The sequence below is a fragment of the Corynebacterium sp. J010B-136 genome, from assembly GCF_002967075.1.
In the GTDB taxonomy this organism is placed as follows: Bacteria; Actinomycetota; Actinomycetes; order Mycobacteriales; family Mycobacteriaceae; genus Corynebacterium.
Map to the genome: position 1 here is coordinate 604,303 of NZ_PUGE01000001.1, position 20,580 is coordinate 624,882.

Annotated in this window: 18 protein-coding genes and 1 tRNA gene; 7 read left to right on the plus strand and 12 right to left on the minus strand. The window is 54.5% G+C overall.

All coding sequences use genetic code 11. From position 1 onward, the window contains the following. Both C5Y44_RS02735 and C5Y44_RS02740 read right to left on the minus strand, forming a co-directional pair. Positions 1 to 1,107: an S-(hydroxymethyl)mycothiol dehydrogenase gene (locus tag C5Y44_RS02735; RefSeq protein WP_105323533.1), complete on the minus strand. Its 1,107-nt coding sequence runs from the start codon at positions 1,105 to 1,107 to the stop codon at positions 1 to 3. A 102-nt stretch (positions 1,108 to 1,209) separates the two neighbouring features. Then, positions 1,210 to 1,977 (minus strand): GDSL-type esterase/lipase family protein, encoded by a 768-nt coding sequence (locus C5Y44_RS02740; RefSeq protein WP_105323534.1) that lies wholly within the window; start codon positions 1,975 to 1,977, stop codon positions 1,210 to 1,212. Positions 1,978 to 2,222: 245 nt separating this feature from the next. On the opposite strand from C5Y44_RS02740, the gene C5Y44_RS02745 reads away from it, so the two are divergent. After that, positions 2,223 to 3,914: an AMP-binding protein gene (locus tag C5Y44_RS02745; protein ID WP_199185962.1), complete on the plus strand. Its 1,692-nt coding sequence runs from the start codon at positions 2,223 to 2,225 to the stop codon at positions 3,912 to 3,914. 405 nt (positions 3,915 to 4,319) lie between these two features. Here C5Y44_RS02745 and C5Y44_RS02750 read toward each other — a convergent pair. Beyond that, positions 4,320 to 4,395 (minus strand) — tRNA-Thr (locus tag C5Y44_RS02750). Between the two features lie 74 nt (positions 4,396 to 4,469). Then, positions 4,470 to 5,717, minus strand: a complete 1,248-nt coding sequence (locus tag C5Y44_RS02755; protein WP_105323536.1) for a DNA polymerase III subunit delta' — start codon at positions 5,715 to 5,717, stop codon at positions 4,470 to 4,472. A 108-nt stretch (positions 5,718 to 5,825) separates the two neighbouring features. Here C5Y44_RS02755 and C5Y44_RS02760 point away from each other — a divergent pair, with 108 nt between their 5' ends. The 3 genes from C5Y44_RS02760 to C5Y44_RS02770 all read left to right on the plus strand — a co-directional run bounded on the left by C5Y44_RS02760 (position 5,826) and on the right by C5Y44_RS02770 (position 9,954). Next, a complete protein-coding gene (locus C5Y44_RS02760; protein WP_105323537.1) occupies positions 5,826 to 7,358 on the plus strand; it encodes an adenylate/guanylate cyclase domain-containing protein in 1,533 nt (510 codons plus the stop codon). A 79-nt stretch (positions 7,359 to 7,437) separates the two neighbouring features. Beyond that, positions 7,438 to 8,637, plus strand: coding sequence for a DUF418 domain-containing protein (locus C5Y44_RS02765; protein ID WP_105323538.1), 1,200 nt, complete (start codon positions 7,438 to 7,440; stop codon positions 8,635 to 8,637). Between the two features lie 45 nt (positions 8,638 to 8,682). Further along, a complete protein-coding gene (locus C5Y44_RS02770) occupies positions 8,683 to 9,954 on the plus strand; it encodes a DUF418 domain-containing protein (protein WP_233189792.1) in 1,272 nt (423 codons plus the stop codon). A 36-nt stretch (positions 9,955 to 9,990) separates the two neighbouring features. Here the strand turns inward: C5Y44_RS02770 and C5Y44_RS02775 are convergent, their stop codons facing one another. Beyond that, entirely contained in the window at positions 9,991 to 10,953 is a 963-nt protein-coding gene (locus C5Y44_RS02775) for a hypothetical protein (protein WP_105323539.1), read from the minus strand. Between the two features lie 51 nt (positions 10,954 to 11,004). Next, on the minus strand, positions 11,005 to 13,989 hold the full coding sequence (topA, locus tag C5Y44_RS02780) for a type I DNA topoisomerase (RefSeq protein ID WP_105323540.1): 2,985 nt from the start codon (positions 13,987 to 13,989) through the stop codon (positions 11,005 to 11,007). Between the two features lie 432 nt (positions 13,990 to 14,421). Here topA and C5Y44_RS02785 point away from each other — a divergent pair, with 432 nt between their 5' ends. Beyond that, the gene (locus C5Y44_RS02785; RefSeq protein WP_105323541.1) at positions 14,422 to 15,054 is read left to right on the plus strand and encodes a DedA family protein; all 633 of its coding nucleotides are present in this window, start codon (positions 14,422 to 14,424) and stop codon (positions 15,052 to 15,054) included. 39 nt (positions 15,055 to 15,093) lie between these two features. Here C5Y44_RS02785 and C5Y44_RS02790 read toward each other — a convergent pair whose 3' ends face one another. After that, the gene (locus C5Y44_RS02790) at positions 15,094 to 15,525 is read right to left on the minus strand and encodes a MepB family protein (protein ID WP_105323542.1); all 432 of its coding nucleotides are present in this window, start codon (positions 15,523 to 15,525) and stop codon (positions 15,094 to 15,096) included. 111 nt (positions 15,526 to 15,636) lie between these two features. Here C5Y44_RS02790 and C5Y44_RS02795 point away from each other — a divergent pair, with 111 nt between their 5' ends. Continuing rightward, positions 15,637 to 16,077 (plus strand): PACE efflux transporter, encoded by a 441-nt coding sequence (locus C5Y44_RS02795; RefSeq protein WP_105323543.1) that lies wholly within the window; start codon positions 15,637 to 15,639, stop codon positions 16,075 to 16,077. Between the two features lie 109 nt (positions 16,078 to 16,186). Here C5Y44_RS02795 and C5Y44_RS02800 read toward each other — a convergent pair whose 3' ends face one another. After that, positions 16,187 to 16,390: a cold-shock protein gene (locus tag C5Y44_RS02800; protein ID WP_066792293.1), complete on the minus strand. Its 204-nt coding sequence runs from the start codon at positions 16,388 to 16,390 to the stop codon at positions 16,187 to 16,189. A gap of 252 nt (positions 16,391 to 16,642) precedes the next feature. On the opposite strand from C5Y44_RS02800, the gene C5Y44_RS02805 reads away from it, so the two are divergent. Then, positions 16,643 to 18,985 carry a DEAD/DEAH box helicase gene (locus C5Y44_RS02805; protein ID WP_105323544.1) on the plus strand — a complete coding sequence of 781 codons (2,343 nt, stop codon included), beginning with the start codon at positions 16,643 to 16,645 and terminating at the stop codon, positions 18,983 to 18,985. On the opposite strand, the gene C5Y44_RS02810 is transcribed toward C5Y44_RS02805, so the two are convergent. The 4 genes from C5Y44_RS02810 to C5Y44_RS02825 form a co-directional block, all read right to left on the minus strand. Next, positions 18,982 to 19,308 carry an Rv3654c family TadE-like protein gene (locus C5Y44_RS02810; RefSeq protein ID WP_105323545.1) on the minus strand — a complete coding sequence of 109 codons (327 nt, stop codon included), beginning with the start codon at positions 19,306 to 19,308 and terminating at the stop codon, positions 18,982 to 18,984. The genes C5Y44_RS02805 and C5Y44_RS02810 overlap by 4 nt on opposite strands. A gap of 2 nt (positions 19,309 to 19,310) precedes the next feature. After that, positions 19,311 to 19,625, minus strand: coding sequence for a hypothetical protein (locus tag C5Y44_RS02815; RefSeq protein ID WP_105323546.1), 315 nt, complete (start codon positions 19,623 to 19,625; stop codon positions 19,311 to 19,313). Positions 19,626 to 19,656: 31 nt separating this feature from the next. Then, positions 19,657 to 19,878, minus strand: a complete 222-nt coding sequence (locus C5Y44_RS02820) for a DUF4244 domain-containing protein (protein ID WP_105323547.1) — start codon at positions 19,876 to 19,878, stop codon at positions 19,657 to 19,659. A 64-nt stretch (positions 19,879 to 19,942) separates the two neighbouring features. Beyond that, positions 19,943 to 20,572 carry a type II secretion system F family protein gene (locus C5Y44_RS02825; RefSeq protein ID WP_105323548.1) on the minus strand — a complete coding sequence of 210 codons (630 nt, stop codon included), beginning with the start codon at positions 20,570 to 20,572 and terminating at the stop codon, positions 19,943 to 19,945. Positions 20,573 to 20,580: the final 8 nt, after the last annotated feature.

The following is a 20,580-nucleotide window of genomic DNA, read 5'->3' on the forward strand; positions in this document are numbered from 1 at the left end:
TTAAATCTCCACGACGCTGCGCAGGACGTCGCCAGCCTTCATCGTGCCAAAGGCTTCTTCAACATCGTTGATGCCGATACGCTCCGAAACGAACTTGCCCAGTGGGAAGCGGCCCTGCAGGTGCAGATCCACATAAGTTGGGAAGTCGCGCTCTGGCAGGCAGTCGCCGTACCATGCTGGGCGCAAGGAGCCGCCGCGGCCATAGAAATCAATAGCTGGGATATCAATGCGGGAGGTGAGGTTTGGCACGCCCACCATCACCATGCGGCCAGCGTGGTCGCGGGAGTAAAACGCCTGCTCCCAGGTCGGCATGATGCCCACGGCGTCAATGGAGACGTCGGTGCCGAAGCCGCCGGTGAGCTCACGAATCTTGGCTACTACCTCAGAGTCTTCACCCTGGCCGGAAAGCTTCGAGGAATCAATAACGTCGGTAGCGCCGAATTCCTTCGCCCACTCCAGCTTCTTTTCATCGATATCCACTGCAATAATCTTCGAAGCGCCAGCGAGCTTGGCACCTGCGATAGCCGCCATGCCTACGCCGCCGAGGCCGAATACTGCAACGGATTCACCGCGCTGGATATCAGCGGTATTAACTGCAGCACCCAGGCCTGCCATGATGCCGCAGCCGAGCAATCCTGCTGCTGCTGGGTCTTCTTCTGGATTGACCTTGGTGCACTGGCCCTCATGGACCAGGGTCTTTTCTGCGAATGCACCGATGCCGAGCGCTGGGGTCAGTTCCGTGCCGTCTTCCAAGGTCATCTTCTTGGAAGCATTGTGGGTGTTAAAGCAGTACTTTGGATCGCCCTTCTTACATGCGCGGCATTCGCCGCACACCGCGCGCCAGTTCATGATGACAAAGTCGCCCTCTTGTACGTGTGTGACGTCTTCACCGACAGTTTCTACAATGCCTGCGGCTTCATGGCCGAGCAGGAAAGGGAATGCATCTTGGATATCGCCGTCACGGTATGCCAAGTCGGTATGGCACACGCCGCAGGCCTGGATTTTGACGATGACGTCATTAGGGCCTGGTTCAGGGATAACAATGGTGACAGTTTCTACTTCTGCGCCCTTTTCGCGGGCAATTACTCCGGTTACGTTTTCGCTCATGTGGCCAGACTATCTAAAAATTTAGCTTCTGGCGGAAAAATAAAAATCGTTCCCACCCGTTGGGAAAACCGACGGGTGGGAACGACTACGCATTGGAGTTATTTAGGTACGCGCCAAGATACGCGCAAGCGCCTCATGTCCGCGGGCGTTGACGTGAATAGGCAGGTTACCGTTGCCGGCCGTGAAGTCAATCAATCCGGCAAAGTAGCGCTGGCTAGCATTGGCGCACATGCCGTTATTACGGGTAGCGCCCTTAAGGTCTACAAATTCAGTGCCGGTCGCGCGCGCAAGGTCAACCTGCATCCACTGCGCAGAATCTTCCCAGCTGCGAACCTCTGGCAACAAGGTCGTATCCGATGGACGCGAGGAAACATGAACTAAGCAGTAGTAATTTCCAGAGCCAATGGTTGGGTAGCCAACGATTTGAATCCGGGCATTAGGAGCTGCGCGCTTGATGCGCTCGATCTGCGGCGCGGTGGTGCGCACAAAACGATCCCGCAGCTGCTGACGTGAAAGATTGCGGTTGTTATAGGTGTCATTGAAACCTGAGGTAAAAATAACGCGCTGCGTCGATGGGTTCAATGAGCCAGTACGAATTGCGTTGGAAACCTGGGTGGAAATCTGCGGTCCTGGCGACATAGATACGGCACCAGAGCAGGAATGATCCCGCACACGAAGGCCCAGCTTGGCGCCTGTACGCTTGGCGTAGTTATTGCCTGACGGGCAGTTCGCACCATTTGCTGTCGAGGAAGTTACGCGCGTAGACAGATAAATGTCGGCGCTGGGATCCGCCAGCAGCGAGTCACCGAAGGCTACTAAATTTCTTTCAGCAGCCGAGGCGGTCGGGGCTGCTACAACAGTCAGCGCCATGAGCGCCGCGACGAGTAATGTACGAAGTTTCTTCAATTCTTTGGCCTTCGATTCCTCAGATATGTTTGTATTCCCTGACAAAAGTACACTATATTCGCTAGCGTAGGTTTCGCAACCGTCGTAACATCTTAAACATTTGTCACACTAGCAACAAAAGAAACGTCCGGGAAGCCCCGAGCGATTAACCCCTCGAGGGATTAAACTCTTTCTTTTTTATTTTCTATTACAAGGACTTCATCGTAGCTATGGCACTAAACGTTTCAGCACTATTTACCCCTAAGGGAATCCAGGAGTTAATGTTCCAGGCCAAAGGGGTTGCTGAGCTCGTCCCAGCATTGGTGAATTCCGGCATCATTGGTGCGCACGGCCTTAAAGCAACGGCCGTGCTGCCCGCAAACCTGGCGCGCTACCGCCTGACCACCGCACGTGAGCTCGAACAGGGCTACGCTACTTGCCCCGAACGCATTGCTCTTATCGATGACACCGGGGCTATTTCATACCGTCAGCTTCGCAATGATTCCCAAACTTTAGCTAAATACCTTCTAACGCTGGGTCTTGATGAGATTCGCATGGGCGTCATGGCGCGTAACGGCCGCGGAATTGTCACCCCAATGGCGGCTAAAGGCTACGCCGGTGCCTCTATTTATCTACTTAATGTCAGCTCCTCGAAGGAACAGCTCGCTGGATCTATTAAGGAATGCGGCATCAACGTTCTTGTCATCGATGATGAGTTTGCTGGACGCATGCCGACCGAGATTTTGGATGACATTCCCGTCATCATTGGTTTCGATACCGCTACCCAAGGCACCGGGAATGAGCCTTACGAGGTTATTGAGCACAACTATCCTTTGATGAAGGATATCGTGGCGCACCCTGAACTACTTCGCGATATTAAGCTACCGCTTTTCCCACGTCACGGAATGATCGTGTTGATGTCCTCGGGCACCACTGGAATTCCTAAGGGCATCATGCGCAATGAGCCAGTCTTCCCCGTCGTGGTGGCAACCCTTATGGGCACCATCCCGTGGCGCGCAGACCAAAAGGTTCAAATCACCGCCTCGATGTTCCACACTTGGGGTTGGGCCGCTGTAAACCTTGGTCTCGGTGCGCGTAATACTATTGTCACCCATCGCCTGTTTAACCCAGTAACCGTGCTCGATGATATTGAGCGTTACGAACTCGAAGGCATGGTTTCCTCTCCTGTGTTCTACAAGGAGATGATCCAAGCAGATCCGGAGAAGAAGTACGACACTTCTACTTTGGGCTTCATCGCTTCTGCCGGCAACGCCGTGTCCCCGCAGCTGGTCAAGGATGTGCACGAGCGCTTCGGCCCGATCCTGTGCAATGCCTATGGTTCTACCGAACTTGCATTGGCATCTGCTGCGACCGCTGAGCAGGTCGCCCAAGATCCCACTACCGCCGGCAAGATTGCCTCCGGTACCAAGCTGCGCATCTTAGGCAAAGACGGCAAGGAAAAGCCACGCGGTGAAATCGGTGAGATTTTCCTCTTTAATGAAACCGCTTTGATTGGGTACACCAACCCGAATAAGCAGGTAAAGAAAAACGAGGGATTGGTATCCATCGGTGACTTGGGATTCATCGATGAAGATAACCACCTGCACGTGGTGGGCCGCGCCGATGACATGATCATCGTGGGTGGCGAAAATGTTCACCCACAGTCGGTCATTGAAGTCTTAGAAGAAATGCCGGGCATCAAAGATGTTCACGCCCAGGGTGTGGAAGATGAAGATACCTTTGCCCGCGTTGCCGTATGGGTAGTACGCAACGAGGATGAAACTGGCCAGTCGCTTACCGATGAATCCATTCGCGATTTCGTCCGTGACAACCTTGCCGATCACTCGGTTCCCCGCGATGTGCACTTCCGCGATGAACTTCCACGCAACCCCACCGGCAAAGTCGTACCGCGCATGCTCTAACCCCGCGTTCGCGAATCCCTAACGACGGCAGCTTAAGAAGGGACAACTCCTAGGAGTTGTCCCTTCTTGCATCGTCAAGCAATCACCAATTGGCGTAGACGACCTCGCGCTAAAAGACACCCGAAGTAACGGCGAATGGACACCAACCCCGGAGCAAAGGAATTCTCGGCCTGTAGCCTTACTCCCAATCTGGAACCCAGCTTAATCTTTCTAGGGTTGGTGTCGCTGGCTGATATGTTATTGGGCTTGAGCCGACTGGAAAAGTAGCAATTTCATGAAGCCTCTTCGTCCTGCATGTATATCCGCCCTGGTCAACCTGGGACTTCTCTGCCCCAACTTTTCCGACTGGTAAAACTAAAAGAGAACCCCAGTCCAGAAACGTTTTGTTCTGAACTGGGGTTTAGGTGGAGCCGCTTAGGAGAATCGAACTCCTGACCTTCTCATTACGAGTGAGACGCTCTACCGACTGAGCTAAAGCGGCCTGCGCCAATTGCAGAAATCGGCGCCTATAAAGAATAGCTTAGCTACATTGCAGGCGTGAAATCAGCCGGGCTATCAGCGCGTTTTACAAGCTAGACGCAGTCTTCCGATGAGTCCATCGAAGGCGATTTGCTGGGTGACGTTGTGGCTCATTTGCTCGCGACACTTCGAAATCGCGTTCTGGCAAGCTAACAGTCCTTCTTCGCTCACGCGGGCGGCAAGCTCATCAGCTAGACCCTCGAAATCTGGGTGCGTGAGCTCCACGTCGGCTCCGACTTTGCGCATGAGGGCGTCGCGGTAAATGCCAGCAAGGTCAATAAGCACTAAGTCCAGATAGTCACGCTGGCGGCGGGTTTGCTGCAGTTTGTGTTGGTCTTGCAATCGTTTAACCGCAGATTTTAGGTCGCGGTTTTCACGCCCGGTGCCTTTGCCCTTTCCGCCGGCACCATAGGCGACTTCTAAGTTGGAAACTTCCTTTTCTTCTCGCTCAGCACCATCTGACTTAGCTTCGTCATTAACCAGCTTGATGAGCGCCTGAGCAGATTGGAAAGCTTGGGAGCCGTGAAAGACATCCTCGGCTAGATTAATCGCCATCGCGCGGCGTTTTTGCGCATCTGGGTTGGTCACTAATCGGCGTGCGCGTCCCACGTGGCGAAGAGAGGTAAGCGCGGCGAGGTGGGCATCGTTAGGCGATGCCCCCTCCGACACTAATTGCTCCACGATGTATTCGACCGACGGCGAAGGAATGTATAAATGCCGGCAGCGTGAGCGCAGGGTTTGGGAGAAATCCTGCGGATCTGCCGACGGTGCACACATAATGATGACGGTCTGCGCCGAAGGCTCCTCCACTGTCTTTAGCAAAGCATTCGATGCACCAGCGGTTAAGCGATCCGCGTTATCGAAGATAATCACGCGAAACTTCGCGTGGGTAGGCAGCGCAATCGCGTCTTTGATAACCCCACGGACTTCTTCAACCTTGATGGTCAGCCCCTGCGGGGTCCAAAATTTCAGATCCGGATGAGATTGAGTCTCTAAAACTGAGCGGCACCCATCACATTGCCCGCACCCTAGCTCCGCCTCGGGACCGTTGGTGTCCACATTGGTGCACATTAATGCTGCGGCAAAAGCCAGCGCCGCATTGGAACGCCCTGAGCCCGGTGGGCCGGTAAACAGCCAGGAGTGGCTCATTGCGCGCGGATCTGCACCCGGCATCCCTCGGGCAGCGCGCGCGGCCTGCAAAATGGCCTCTTGCACTGCCGGGCGATCTGCTAAACGCTGCGCAACAGAACCGCGTGTTAAAGAAATCTCAGTCACCTCACCCATATTACTTTCTTATGTCCATGCGCCTTGACCCCCTGCACAAGTGTGATTTTTGGTGAGCTTAGACTTTTTTAGGCGAAGCCCTAGTCACTAACGATAGAGTGGGAAGCTATGAGCAGAGTCATGCGCGGTCTTTTTTGGTTGATGAGCACTTCGTGGCCCATCTATGCCGCGATCGTGTTGGGCACCAATATTGTTGGCGCCGTTGCAATTATGACCTTTGTGGTTTATTTCCTACCCATGCCTGAAATTCGTGAATTCACCACGAACTTCGACAATCTCTTGGGGCTAGGTTTTGCCTTCGTTATCTTCGCGGTCATCGTCGGCATGGCAGCCACCATATTGCTCTTCCGCCCGGTGTGGGATTGGCAGCGCAATCCGGATAACCATGACCCGAATATGGTGCGCAACCTGGTGATGCGCATTCCTATCTACCAATCAGCAGTTGCCGCACTGGTGTGGCTCATTGGAATCGGTATCACCGTAGCGATTACTTCTGCTTCCGATGCCACACTTGGATTAGTAGTAGCTGTTGCCTCGATCCTGGCTGGAATGGTCGTCGTCCTCATCACCTATTTGCAGGCAGAGCGCATGGTTCGCCCTGTTGCCGCCACTGCTTTGGCTCGCCGCTTTGAGGACTCCACCCTAGAACCACCGATTAAGCAGCGTCTGTATCTTTCGTGGATTATGTCCACCGGTGTGCCGCTGCTGGGCATCGTCTTAGTATTTTTGGCGCAAGTTGGCGGCATCTTTACCGACGACGCCAATGCCATCTTGCCGGCGGTCGTCGCGTTGACGCTCACTGCACTTGGCACCGGCGCTATGGCCACGGCCTATTCCACCATGAGCGTGGTGGATCCGATTTATGAGCTCCAAGATGCCATCAACCGTGTGCGTCGCGGTGAACGCCACGTAGAAGTTGATATCTACGACGGCTCCGAGCTGGGTGTATTGCAGGCCGGCTTCAATGAAATGATGCGCGGTTTGCATGAGCGCCAGCGCCTACGGGATCTTTTTGGCCGCTACGTCGGTGATGAAGTTGCGCAGCGCGCAATGGATGAGCGCCCCGAGCTCGGCGGCGAAGACCGCAAGGTAGCCGTGCTTTTTATTGACGTCATTGGCTCCACCACGTTTGCGGTCAACAACACCCCAGAACGCGTTGTCGAAGAGCTCAATAACTTCTTTGAGCACGTTGTAGAAGTAGTTCACCGCAACAAGGGCATCATCAATAAATTCCAGGGCGATGCTGCGCTGGCCATTTTTGGTGCTCCTTTGAATGTCTACGATTCCACGTCGCTAGCTTTGCAAGCTGCGCGCGAACTGCGCCACGAATTGCGCGATATGGAACTCCAAGCCGGTATCGGCGTGGCAGCAGGGCACGTCGTTGCCGGCCACATCGGCGGGCTAGATCGCTTTGAGTACACCGTCATCGGCGACGCCGTCAACGAAGCCGCACGTCTGACCGAGCTCGCAAAAGATACACCTGGACGCGTGCTGACTAATGCTTCCACGTTAAAAAATGCGAATGAGACTGAACAGGCCCGCTGGACGTTCATGAAGTCTATTGAGCTGCGCGGACGCCGCCGCATGACGCAACTCGCGCGCCCAATCCGCGCAACTTTGGCCGACCGCGCAGAATTATAGCTGTTAGTCTTAGCCGCATGGCGGAAGATGACACCAGTCCATCTCAACAACCTCTAACCGGCGCACCTACAAAACACGAATGGTTGTGCCAGATGTCGCACGCGGTCTGGCACTACTTGGAATCGCTATCGCGAACTTGCCCACTGCGTGGCTAACTCCAGGCGCGCCTGAGGCCGCTTTCTTTGGTTCGATTAACAATGTCTTTGACCAGATTTTGGTCGTTGCATCTGCAATGTTCGCGCATAATCGCGGGCTGCCACTGTTTTCTACAATGCTCGGCTTTGGGGTCGGGCTTATCGCGATGAGCCTGTGGCGTAAGCAATTTCCAGCCAAACGCGCTCGTCAAATCATCATCCGCCGCTATTTTTTCCTAGCTATATTTGGTGCTGTCCACCTCATTTTCATCTTTTACGGCGACATCATGTTTTACTACGGGCTAACCGGAATCATCATCGGGTTGTTGCTGACAGTGCGTGACAAAGTCCTTGCTGTTACTTCCTATGTGGTGTTGGGAATAATCACTACCGGAGGTCTTTTACTCCTGGTGTGGGGCCTGTTGTCGGGGACTGACATGAGTGCGGTGACCGAGGGCGGAAGGATTGAGGACTTTGACACCAGTTCTTATCTCGGTCTCCTGGGATTCAATGCAGTGACCTTTGTGCTGAATTTTCTCAGTTATCCTGTGTACATCCTTGGATATGCCCCTATCATGCTCATTGGTTTTACTTGGGCACGCCGCGGGGTGCTTGCGGATGTCCCCGCACACCGCAAAGAACTATCGTTCTGGGCAGTCATTGGCGTCGTATATATCCTAGGTATTGGACTTCCTTGGGGATTGGCAGAAATTGGTGTGCTACCTCGTGAACTTGCCCCGACATTTTTGACCACCAATTTGTTTACAGGCGGGATCGCTGGCCCAGCTTTGCTGGCGATATTCGCGTTGGTATTGCAGCCTTTCCAGGCGCGTGCGGACCGTGGTCAAAAGCCATCTGTTTGGCTGCAAATCCCAATGGCTTTGGGCAAGCGTTCCATGAGTGGCTATTTATTCCAATCACTTGCATTCTTCGTTCTTTGCTACGCCGTAGCTTTGGGTATCACGCCAGAAAGTGTCAGCGCGCAAGTTGGATTAGCCTTCGGTGTGTGGATGGTTTCGCTAATCCTCGCGTGGCTGATGGAAGCTGTGAATATGCAAGGTCCATTTGAAATGATGCACCGTCGTCTTTCCTACGGTTCAACGCTGCAGCCTGAATTGCATAAGAAAGGCAGCAACAAGAAATAATCTCTCACTTATCTGCACGGAATAATAGCTGTTAATCTTGGCCTCATGGCTCAAGATGACAACCAACCCCCAAGACCGCAAGCAACTAACGCAGGCACCGCCCGCATGGTGGTGCCCGATGTTGCCCGTGGCCTAGCGCTGCTGGGCATCGCCGTGGCCAATCTTCCTACGGCATGGTTGACACCTAGCGCGCCGCATTCGGAGTTCTTAGGCTCAGTCAACACGGTCTGGGACCAAATCTTGGCGGTATTGACTACCCTTTTCGCCCACAACCGCGGTTTGCCGCTGTTTACAACAATGCTGGGCTTTGGTGTCGGGTTGATTGCCATGAGTTTGTGGCGCAAACACTTTCCTGCCAGTCGCGCTCGCGCGGTATTGCTGCGGCGCTATTTCTTCCTCGCCGTATTTGGTGCCGTTCACCTGCTTTTGCTCTTTTACGGCGACATCATGTTTTACTACGGGCTCTCCGGCATGCTCATCGCGGCACTATTGACCATGCGCGATAAAATTCTCGCGATTATTTCCTATAGTCTTTTAGGAATCGTGCTGGTGGCGGGTCTTAGCTATTTGATATGGGCGCTAATCGCCATGCCAGATATGGCCAACGCGCTCGGTGGCGGAGTCGGTAATACGGAGCTTCACAGCATCGGAGAGTTCTTGGCCTTTAACGGGCTTTACTTCCTGATGAACCTGGCAAGCTACCCAGGCTACGTGATTATGTATGTGCCGATTATGCTCATCGGGTTTACGTGGGCGCGGCGCGGAGTGCTTGCCGATGTCCGTACGCACCGCAAAGAACTGTGGGCTTGGGCGATTGTCGGCGGGCTTATTATCCTCGGTATCGGTTTACCATGGGGTCTTTCAGTCATTGGCGTATTGCCCGAAGCACTCGCCGGGAACTTCGTCATTGCGAACTCAATGCTGGGTACGCTAACAGGCCCTGCGCTGCTAGCGATGTTTGCGCTAGCCCTTCAACCCATTCAGGACCGCGTCAACCAAGGTCACACCCCACCGGTATGGCTGCAGGTCCCTATCGCCCTGGGTAAGCGTTCCATGAGTGGTTATGTCTTCCAGTCCATCGCCTTTATCATCATCTGCTACCCGTTTGCTTTTGCTTATGCACCGGATAGCGTCACCGCCCAGACAGCGTTGGCCTTTGGCGTCTGGGCTGTGTCCTTGTTGCTGGCGTGGGTACTGGAAAAGGCCAACAAACGCGGGCCATTTGAAGCCGTGCACCGCCGCTTATCTTATGGCCCCACGATGCAACCAGAGCTCTACAGCGCGAAACAGCGCCGCGAATTGGAAGCCTCAGAGTAATTGCTTGCGCTAGGAATATTTCAACAAGCAATATTCCTAGCGGCGGTTGAGGCCATCGGCAAGCAGGAAGTGGCCAATGAAGCTGGTTGAGCTTTCCACCGCACCGAGGACTGCATTCAGATTGCGCTTGAAGAAGTTTCGCTTGTTCCCCTTGCCTGCGATGCTTCCCTCCACTACGGCGCGGGCAAAGGTCATGGCTTCTGCCGCAAACAGTAGGTTCGCGCCGTGGCTCGCCCCGCGCGCTGCAATGGAGCCTGAACGAAATACTGACTCATCCGATACAAAAGCAGCCGTGGTCGCTGATGCTGCACCCCCTAAGACAACCGCGGGCACCATGTCTTGAAAGACTTTATTGTTACGCGCTGCAAGTACAGCCGCACCAACTCCAGCTGCCCATACCCCGGCATAAAGGCCGATGGTCTTGCCCTGGGGCCGCGCGCCCGCACCCAGTGCCGCGGCGGAATATCCCAGGTTGGATAAAACAACAGCCTTCACGCCCCAGCGCGATGGCGTACGAAGGTCCTGCGCCTTTTCCGCCGAGTTCTTGGCGATGCGCGCTACTGCTCCCGCGACCAGTGCACCGGTAGTTTGCCACAAAGAATCTGATTCGAGAGTTTGCGGAGTCGCCGTTGGCGCATCGACCGAACCGGTATGACGTTTGGTTTGGACATAATCTTCTAAAGACACATAGTGTCCCGGCGTAATTTCACCGGCGCGCGCAATTGCATTGCCAGCCAGCAGGAGCAAAATCGCAGGTTCCGCCAGCACGTGGACCTTTGGCACGAGCGGAAAAATACGGCTGAAGAAGCTCACATCATTCAAAAGCGCAACGGCCAAGCGCTCCTGTTCTTTCGGCATCGGCGCTAGCGCGGCCAAAACAGCGTGAACCCCTTCAAGCGAACGGGTAAGGAACTCGCCTTCGACTTCTACCTGGGAGACATCGGAAAGCAGCTCATCGAGCCCCTCTTCCAAGGAAGCGGTCAGCGGCAACTGTGGCATGGGTTAGTCCTTTCGTGCGTGTGCTAACCCCGCCCAGCCTACCGCTGATGACTACTTCCGGCGCGAACCCGCCTTGACCACATTCTTCGTTCCCGGAGAAGGCTTCTTAGCAGCAGTTTTCTTCGCCGTGGACTTCTTAGCTGTGGTCTTCTTCGCAGTCGTCTTTTTAGCCGTGGTCTTTTTCGCGGCCGTCTTCTTGGTGGTCTTCTTAGTTGCACCACCGCCATCGGCAGCTTGCTTCGCACGACGTTCAGACAACAACTCATTGGCGCGCTGATCCGTCAAAGTCTCTGGCGAATCGCCCTTGCGCAGCGAGGCATTGGTGGTGCCATCGGTGACATAAGGACCAAAGCGACCATCTTTGACCGACATCGGCTTACCCGAGACGTCATTGTCACCGAGCTGCTTCAGCGGTGGCTGCGCAGCCTGGCGTCCGCGACGCTTCGGCTCAGCATAAATACGGCGCGCTTCATCCAAGGTGATGGTGAAGATCTGCTCTTCATTCGCCAATGAACGCGAGTCCGTACCCTTCTTGAGGTACGGGCCATAGCGACCATTTTGTGCCGTGATGACCTCATTATCTGCAGGATCCACGCCAACTTCACGCGGCAAGGACAACAGCTGCAAAGCATCTTCTAAGGTCACTTGCGAAGGCTCCATGGAGCTAAACAACGAGGCAGTACCAGGCTTGAGCTTTTCATCTACGTATTCGTTGATGCGCTTTTCTTTTTGCTTGGCAGCTGTCTTGGTCTCCCAATTCTTCGCCCGCATGCCGTCTTCTTTACGCTGCTTGTCTTCCGCAGCTCGTTCTTCGGCAACGACCTTCTCAGCTTCAGCTTCAGCCTTCGCGCGCTCATCGTCGCGCACGATTTCGGTCACGTAGGGACCAAAGCGGCCTTCTTTCGCCACGATGGTGCGACCATTAGCTGGGTTTTCGCCCAGCTCACGGCCACCTTGTGGGGTCGCAAAGAGCTTTTCTGCAAGCTGCTCGTTAAGCTCATCCGGCGTCGTGGTCTCAGACAGGTTCGCGCGCTGGTATTCTGGCTCGCCTTCTGCGTTCACGCCAACCTGACGCTCGATATAAGGACCGTAGCGGCCGACGCGCACAAATACATCGCGGCCTTCGGCATCGGTGTACAGACGGATCGAGTTGACCTTGCGGGCATCGATGTTTTCCAGGTTGACATCGACAAGCGATTTCAGCCCACCGTGACGTGCAATTGACGCTGCCTTGATGTCTGCGTCTTCGGCGCCCTTCTCAGCGTCGCCGAAGTAGAAGCCGTTGAGCCAGCGAGTGCGGTCCTCATTACCGGAGGCAATCGCATCCAGCTCATCTTCCATCGAGGAGGTGAAATCAAAGTCCACCAATTCCGTAAAGTGCGACTCCAAAAGCCCCACCACGGCGAATGCAACCCAGCTTGGCACCAGGGCATTGCCACGCGAGACCACATAGCCGCGGTCTTGGATGGTCTTGATGATCGAAGCATAAGTAGAAGGACGGCCAATGCCTAGGTCTTCCATCTTCTTGACCAAGCTGGCTTCGGTATAGCGCGCCGGTGGATTGGTCGAGTGCCCGTCAACAGTAACTTCGGCAACGTCGAGGTCATCGCCTTGCTCAAGCTGCGGCAAGCGATTTTCGTCTTCGTTTTTCGCCGAGGCTTGATCCTCATAGGCCTTCAAAAAACCTGGGAAGGTGATGGTTCGACCAGTTGCAGAAAACTCCACGCTCTCGCCTGTCGATGCTTCACCTGCAACGGTCAACTTCATCGACTGGCCCTTGGCATCTTCCATCTGCGATGCCACGGTGCGCTTCCAAATCAGCTCATAAAGCTTAAATTCCTCAGCATCCAGCTGACCAGAAAGCTGGCCTGGCGTTGCAAAGGTTTCACCCGCTGGACGAATCGCTTCGTGCGCTTCCTGCGAGTTTTTCACCTTGCGGTCATAACGACGCGCGCTCGATGCTGCGTATTCCTTGCCGAAGTTCGACACCGCTGCATCACGCGCCGCGGTCAGACCCTGCTGCGACAGCGAGGTCGAGTCAGTACGCATATAGGTAATGTGACCGTTTTCGTACAGTCGCTGCGCAATACGCATGGTGCGCTCAGAGGTAAAGTGCAGACGCCGCCCGGCTTCCTGCTGCAGAGTCGATGTCATAAACGGTGCATAAGGCTTACGGGTATAAGGCTTGTGCTCGACAGAAGCAACGTGCATGGCAGCGTTATCGAGGCCATCGGCAAGCGCCTGTGCGCGCTTTTGATCCAGCACGACTACTTCATTAGTGGTCAGCTTGCCGTCATCACCAAAATCACGGCCCTGGGCTACGCGCTGGCCATCCACACTGCTCAGGCGTGCCTTAAACTGCGTAGGATTCGATGCATCAGAATTCTTCGCTGCTAAATCCGCAGACAAATCCCAGTATTCTGCGGACACAAAAGCCATGCGTTCGCGCTCGCGCTCAACGATGACACGGGTTGCCACCGACTGCACACGACCAGCGGATAGACGTGGCATGACTTTCTTCCACAGCACGGGCGAGACTTCATAGCCGTACAAACGGTCGAGGATGCGGCGAGTTTCCTGCGCATCAATCAAGTCCTCATCCAGCTCACGAGTATTTTCCGCAGCTTCCAAAATCGCCGACTTGGTGATCTCATTAAAGACCATGCGGCGTACCGGAACCTTAGGTTTTAAAACCTCCAGCAAGTGCCATGCGATGGCTTCACCTTCGCGGTCCGGGTCTGTTGCCAGATAAAGCTGGTCGCACTCTTTGAGCTTGGCTTTAAGGTCAGCGACCTTCTTTTTCTTATCCGGGCTAATGACATAGAGCGGAGTAAAGTCGTCTTCAGGGTTGACGCCTAAGCGCGCCCAGGCTTCCTTCTTAAACTTCGCAGGAACGTCAGCAGCACCACGAGGCAAGTCGCGAATATGGCCCACTGAGGCCTCAACGATGTAGTTGTCACCTAGGTATGGCTGAATCTTCTTCGCCTTCGTACCTGACTCTACGATGACTAATGTCTTGCCTGATGGCTCTGCCACGTCGACCTCATCTCCTTCGATGATTCGAACCTAATGTCTAATTGCCCCTACAGTACACAGCGACATCACCAACCACATGCACGTGGGGCAAGTTTTACTAGAGATACTGTATTTAATAGGGCTGTCTCAGATGTTTCTACCACTACTTCACCACACCATACAAAAGTCAACAAATTGCGCCTCACTAACGCAATAAATAAATTATTGTCCTTCGCTACCGTTATTAACTGCAGATATGCGCTGTTGATCCGTCAATATTTCGATTAAATGTTGAACGCATTACTACTTGTTATCACTTTGCGCTTTTGCCACTAGAATCTTCTTAAGGCCCATAGTGCAACAGGCTTTCCATCAATTATCTGCCTGCATTGCAACTTCCACGGCGCGTAAGTATCCGACGGAAATTCCCCGTCAGAAAGGGAGCATTCACCAGTGGTTGACACCCTCACGATGTGGATTGAATCTCTCATGTCCACTGCTTGGGTTTATCCCGTCATCGGCGCTTTAATCTTCGGCGATAGCTTTATCCCCGTTTTGCCTTCAGAAATTCCGCTGAACCTAGTCGGTGCTTGGTCCGGTGCACGCGGGGAACCAAATATTGGTTTGATGTTTATCGTCGCGGTGATGTGCGCCGTGGTTGGTGACAACCTCTGTTTCCTATTAGGCACGCGTTTGATGCCTTATCTCAACCGTATTCGTCGCGGTTCCAAGACCTATGGTGCCTTGGTATGGGTCAAGCGCAATATGCGCAGAAACGCCGGTGCGGCCATTATCATTGCCCGCTTTATCCCGTCTGCCCGCCTGCTGCTGACTATTTTGCTGGGCTCCGTGCGTTTTCCGTGGCCGATGTTTTTCATCTTCGACACCCTCGGCGTAATCCTGTGGGCTGCGCAAGCACTGGCCATTGGTTATCTTGGCGGCGTCATTTTCTCCGGCAGCCCGCTATTTGCGATGCTCTTGTCAGTCGTTCTCGCTACCGTCTTAGGCTTTTTGGTTCAACGCACGCAAAATAAGATCATGGACGCTTTGGACGTGCGCCGCGGTTACGCCGAAGCCCATAATTAAGCGTTCATTGCTGAACGCTTAATGAAGAGCTCTGAACGCTTAGTATTCTTGGAACGCTGGACTCTGGGCACGCTGCGTTGCTGTGGCCTGCTTATTTAAGTTCGTTTCCCAGCTTGGATATACCCGAAACCCGCGCTTCCCGGAGTGCTTCCCTGTTGTAATACCAAGCGCTTCCAAATGCTCAGCGGTAAATCGGAATACTCCCCGCTGCCCGTTCTGCTCCACAAATACAAGCAGACCGCTGATAACTCCATCAGCTTTGAAGGGTGCCGTTGTGCCGTCTTTATCTCGGCTCCAGAAAGCAACGAACGCTCCCGGTTTGGTCGAGGTATTCCGCGCGGTACGAATGTGCCATTTCGCGCCTTCAATTGTCGCAACACCGGATTCATAGTCACTGTTTTGCTCTTCGGGGAGCACCTCGGCGTCTATGCCATGTTCATGTGCGTAGTCTTCGAACCTGCGAAACTTCATGGGCGTCGATGCTACCAGCCAGGCATGGGGAGTCCTTGATAATGTGCGTTCGCGCTTAAACAGACTAAGCTCAATTTCCGCACTTTTAACTGCATCATTTTTGGAGGATTCTTGTCAGCAACCACGCGCCGCATCGTCTATGTCATCGCCTATGAGCTAGTGGGAATCCTCGCTGTCACCTTTGGATTATCCGCACTGGGATTTGGCGGTGGGCAATCAGGTGCTGTTGCCATTGCTTCATCTACGGTGGCAGTGACGTGGAACTTCATCTGGACGTCGATGTTTGAAGCGTGGGAGCGCCGCCAGGAATCTCACACCCGCACGGTCAAGCGCCGCATTGTCCACGCTATTGGTTTTGAAGGCGGGTTAACGTGCTTTCTCATCCCAGTTGTTGCCTGGGTTCTTAAAGTCTCTTTGCTGGAAGCCTTCTTCCTACAAGCCAGCATCTTGGTCTTCTTCCTCATCTACACTTTCGGGTTCATGTGGGTCTTCGACAAGATCTGGCCGCCCTACACAAACGTGGTTGAATCCACTACCCCGGTAAATAAGTAAGAAATTCAAACAGACAAAACTGAAAAAGGACTCCCGAAGGAGTCCTTAATTTTTTATCCAGCCATCACATCCGAAGTGGATGTGGAGGATAAAGGCAGTTGGTTAATGCTTAGATAGCGTTAACGTTGGTTGCCTGTGGGCCCTTCTGGCCCTCACCGATTTCGAAGGAAACCTGCTGGTTCTCTTCGAGGGTACGGAAGCCGTTGCCCTGGATCTCGGAGTAGTGAACGAAAACGTCTGCGGAGCCATCCTCTGGAGCGATGAAGCCGAAGCCCTTTTCAGCGTTAAACCATTTTACGGTTCCCTGTGCCATGATAAATATCCTTAAAAATAGGGGGTTCGTCGTTGAAGAATTATCAACGCCGGGTCAAACAAACTTTTTCGAACTCCCGGTCCCCCGGGTGCACGCGATAAAATCTTGCTATAACTCTTTTTGCGAGCACCAAAGTGGTGTTAAATCTTGCGCCAAGAAACTGCGACCACAGCCAGTGTGACACGTTTGCTTACCCTGGCGGTAGTCTTTAAAGGAATTCTTTTTCTCGACTACCTAAAAAGGGGGTAGATTTTGAGTTTTGGTGAAGAACTACTCTCCGCTCTAAAGCCACGGTTTTCTACCTCCGCGCTGACCCATTCTGTTACTCAGCCTGCAAAGAAGGTGCACTATACCGAGTGGCCTCACTGGGCGTTGCCCGAGCTAGTTGAGGTTTTTAAAAACCGGGATATCCACGCGCCCTATTCACACCAACGCGAAGTCGCCGATGCAGCCTTCGCCGGACGCGACGTAGTGGTGTCCACGGGCACTTCTTCGGGAAAGTCTTTGGGTTATCAACTTCCTATCTTGACCCGAATGGCAGAAGACTCCACCGCGTGCGCGTTATATTTAACCCCAACGAAGGCACTGGGCTCAGATCAGTTGTTGGCGATAATGGAGCTGACCAAGGGCATCGACAAGCTAAGCTCTGTCATCCCCTCCCCTTATGACGGCGATACCCCGACCGAAGCACGGGCCGGGATTCGCGACCATGCGCGCTTTGTGTTTTCCAATCCCGACATGGTGCACATGTCGATTTTGGCCGCGCATGAACGCTGGACCAGGTTCTTGCGGCACCTGGAATTTATTGTCATTGACGAATGCCACTCCTACCGCGGGGTATTCGGCGCACATGTCGCGTTAGTTCTGCGGCGACTATTGCGCATTTGTGCACGTTATGGCGCGCATCCAACCATTATTGGGGCTTCTGCCACGATGAATGAGCCCGGAGCACATATGCAGCGGTTGACCTCCCGGGTAGGTTTTACCGAGGTCACCGATGACGGCGCACCGACTGGTGAGCGCACCATTGCGCTGTGGGAACCGGGCTTTATCGAGGGCGCGGAAGGCGATAATGGCGCACCAGTGCGCCGTGCCGCAACCACGGAAGCTGCCGAAATCATGGCGGCAACCGTTGCCGAAGGTGCTCGCACCTTAGCTTTTGTACGCTCCCGCCGCTCCGCGGAACAGGTCGCATTACGCTGCCAGGCTGAGCTTTCCGGCGCGCTGGCAAGGCCTGATTTTGCGCAGCGGATTGCCTCTTATCGCGCGGGCTACTTGGCTGAGGACCGCCGCAAGCTGGAAAAAGCACTCGATAATGGCGAGTTACTGGGCGTGGCTACCACCTCGGCGCTGGAATTAGGCATCGATGTCGGCGGTTTAGATGTCGTGGTCACCGCGGGTTTCCCGGGCACGGTAGCCAGTTTTTGGCAGCAGGCTGGCCGCGCCGGTCGCCGCGGGCAGGGCTCCCTGGTGGTCTTTGTCGCACGCGATGAACCGATGGATACCTATCTCGTGCACAACCCCGACGCGCTGCTAGGCAGGCCAGTCGAGGCGAGCGTTTTTAACCCCGAAAACCCATATATCCTCTACGGACATATCTACTGCGCGTGTATCGAGCAACCGTTGACCGATGCGGAGGTGCGTTTCTACCGCGCCGAGCAAGTGATACAAGAACTTGCCCGCCAAGGACTTGTCCGTCGCCGCCCACAAGGCTGGTTCGCCGTGCCGCAGTTAGATAGTGACCTGCGGCCGGAGACCGCACACTCACAGGTCAGCCTGCGCGGCGGCGCGGGCAATGACGTGCTCATTATGGACACCAGCGATGGTCGGCTGTTAGGCACCGTCGATGGTGCACGTGCGAATTCGCAGGTGCACCCCGGTGCGGTCTATTTGCACCAGGGCGAAAGCTTTATCATCGACGACCTCGACATTAATGAGGGCATCGCCTTTGCCACCCCGGGCGATCCGGAGTATTCCACGCAGCCCAATTCCACGACGGATATCGCAATTATGGGCGCGGCAAATGAGGATGAGCTGAAAGATTACGGTGGCGGCGTATGGGCAGCGCTTGTCGATGTCGAAGTCACCGACCAAGTCGTCGGCTATTTCCGCAAGCTTGCCGATGGCACCACCTCGGATCTTTTCCCACTGGATCTTCCAGAGCAACGCCTGCGCACCCGCGCGGTGGCGTATACCGTCGACCCATTGGCGCTGGAAGCTATGGGTATTCGCGCGGCCGATATTCCCGGCGCGCTGCACGCTGCTGAACATGCCGCCATTGGTCTGTTGCCATTGATTGCTACCTGTGACCGTTGGGATATCGGCGGCGTATCCACTGCTCTGCACCAGGACACGCAGATGCCCACGGTCTTTGTCTACGACGGCCACTCCGGCGGCGCGGGTTTTGCCGAAGAAGGTTTCAAGCGTTTTCCCGAATGGATTGCAGCCACCTTCGAAGCAGTACGCTCTTGCCCGTGTGAATCCGGCTGCCCATCGTGTGTGCAATCACCCAAGTGCGGCAACGGCAACCAGCCGCTGGACAAGGCAGGCGCGCTCAAACTACTGGGCGCGTTGGTGACGTTAACTGCTAGCTAAATAGGACCCGCTTTCGCCTGCGTGGTTTGCCCGCGCACGGTAATTGCGACCTGAATATCAGCTCCTTGGATCGTGCATTGCTCGAGGTCTGCGGCATTCGCAAGTGCGATGCGCGCGGCCTCGACGCAGCCGTCTTCCCCACGCGCTAGCGAATATGCGCCAGAAATCGCTGCCATATCGGCGGCAACCTGGGCTTGATGGAAAGCTACAACGCGGGAAATAATCACCGCCACTGCAGCGAGCAAGACTACAACGGCAATAATGATTCCGGAGGAAGCGATGGTGGCGTACCCGGAGTCATTGATAAGCTTTTTGCGCACCATAATCACAGCCCACCTACCTCGGCGGGAAAGGCTGCTTTGGCGCTCATAGTGCCGATAACACCAGGAACCTGTGCCGTCACCGTGATGAGTCCGGAAGATTCTGCAACAGACACGGAGATATCTTCACGAGGAGGCTGGTATTCAACGCCGATGGCATGCGCCCGCGCGGCAGCACCCGCAATATCAACGGCGGAAATATATGCCGCCATGGTCGCAATCGCGCCGACTATTGCCGCGGCCACGATAATCAGCACTGATAATGACAGCGCCGCTTCAATGGTGACCGAGCCTCGGTCATTAAATACCAGCTTCTTCACGTGCTTTCCTCCTTATCTTAAATGCGCTAGATTAACCTGGAGTGTTCGAAAGCGCATCGGTAATAATTCCTTCAATGGCATCAACTACCGCGCCGCCATTGATGACGAGATATAGCACCGCCGCAAGGGCCGCTGCCGCGAGGCTGCCCATCGCATATTCGATGGTGCTCATACCATTCTCGTTGTTTACTACGCTCGCTTTGCGAACGACTACCGCGAGAGCTTTGTTTGCCAGATTGTTGTGAGTGTTCATGATTTTTCCTTTTCTTAAGCGTTCAGAGTGTTTGTTATTTTCGAATTGGTTAATGGGTTGGTAGTTAGAGAAGTTGTGCACCCAGGCTGATTACTACCGGAACTAGCCCGAGCACGATGAAGGCGGGTAAAAAGCACATCGCCAGGGGCAGGGAAATAAAAACCCCTGCTCTTTCGGCTTTGGCAATGGCATTGCTGGTGGCATCCGCCCGAAGTGTGTCCACCAGCCGTTGGCAACCAGAAGCAATAGCTGCGCCGGAATGCTCCGACATGACAACTAGCCGGGCAAGTTCGTCCAATCCAGGTAGGTGCGCCATATGCACCCAGGCCCGGTGTGGTTCCAAACCAAGCGCAAGCAAGGAGTTGACCTGTGCCCAATAGGTTGCGGTAGGTTCATCAGCCACAATCGATACTGCGCTCGTGGCTTGTTGAACAGATAACCCAGCGCGCACGCAGGCGATGAAAAGCTCAATATCGCCAGCAATGACCAAAGGATCAACTTCAGATGAGCTCTGGGGCAGAACTTTGCTCAGCAAAATTTGCAGCTTGCCGTCATCCTTAAGCGTTTCTTTCGGCCCAGCGCGCGGGGTCTTGGGTTCTTGTCTGTGCACATATCGCTTGGCGATGTCTCCGCTAGCACTGGGGATCCATAAGGTTGCTGCGATGAGGATAAGGGCGATAACGCTGTAATTCATGTCTTTTC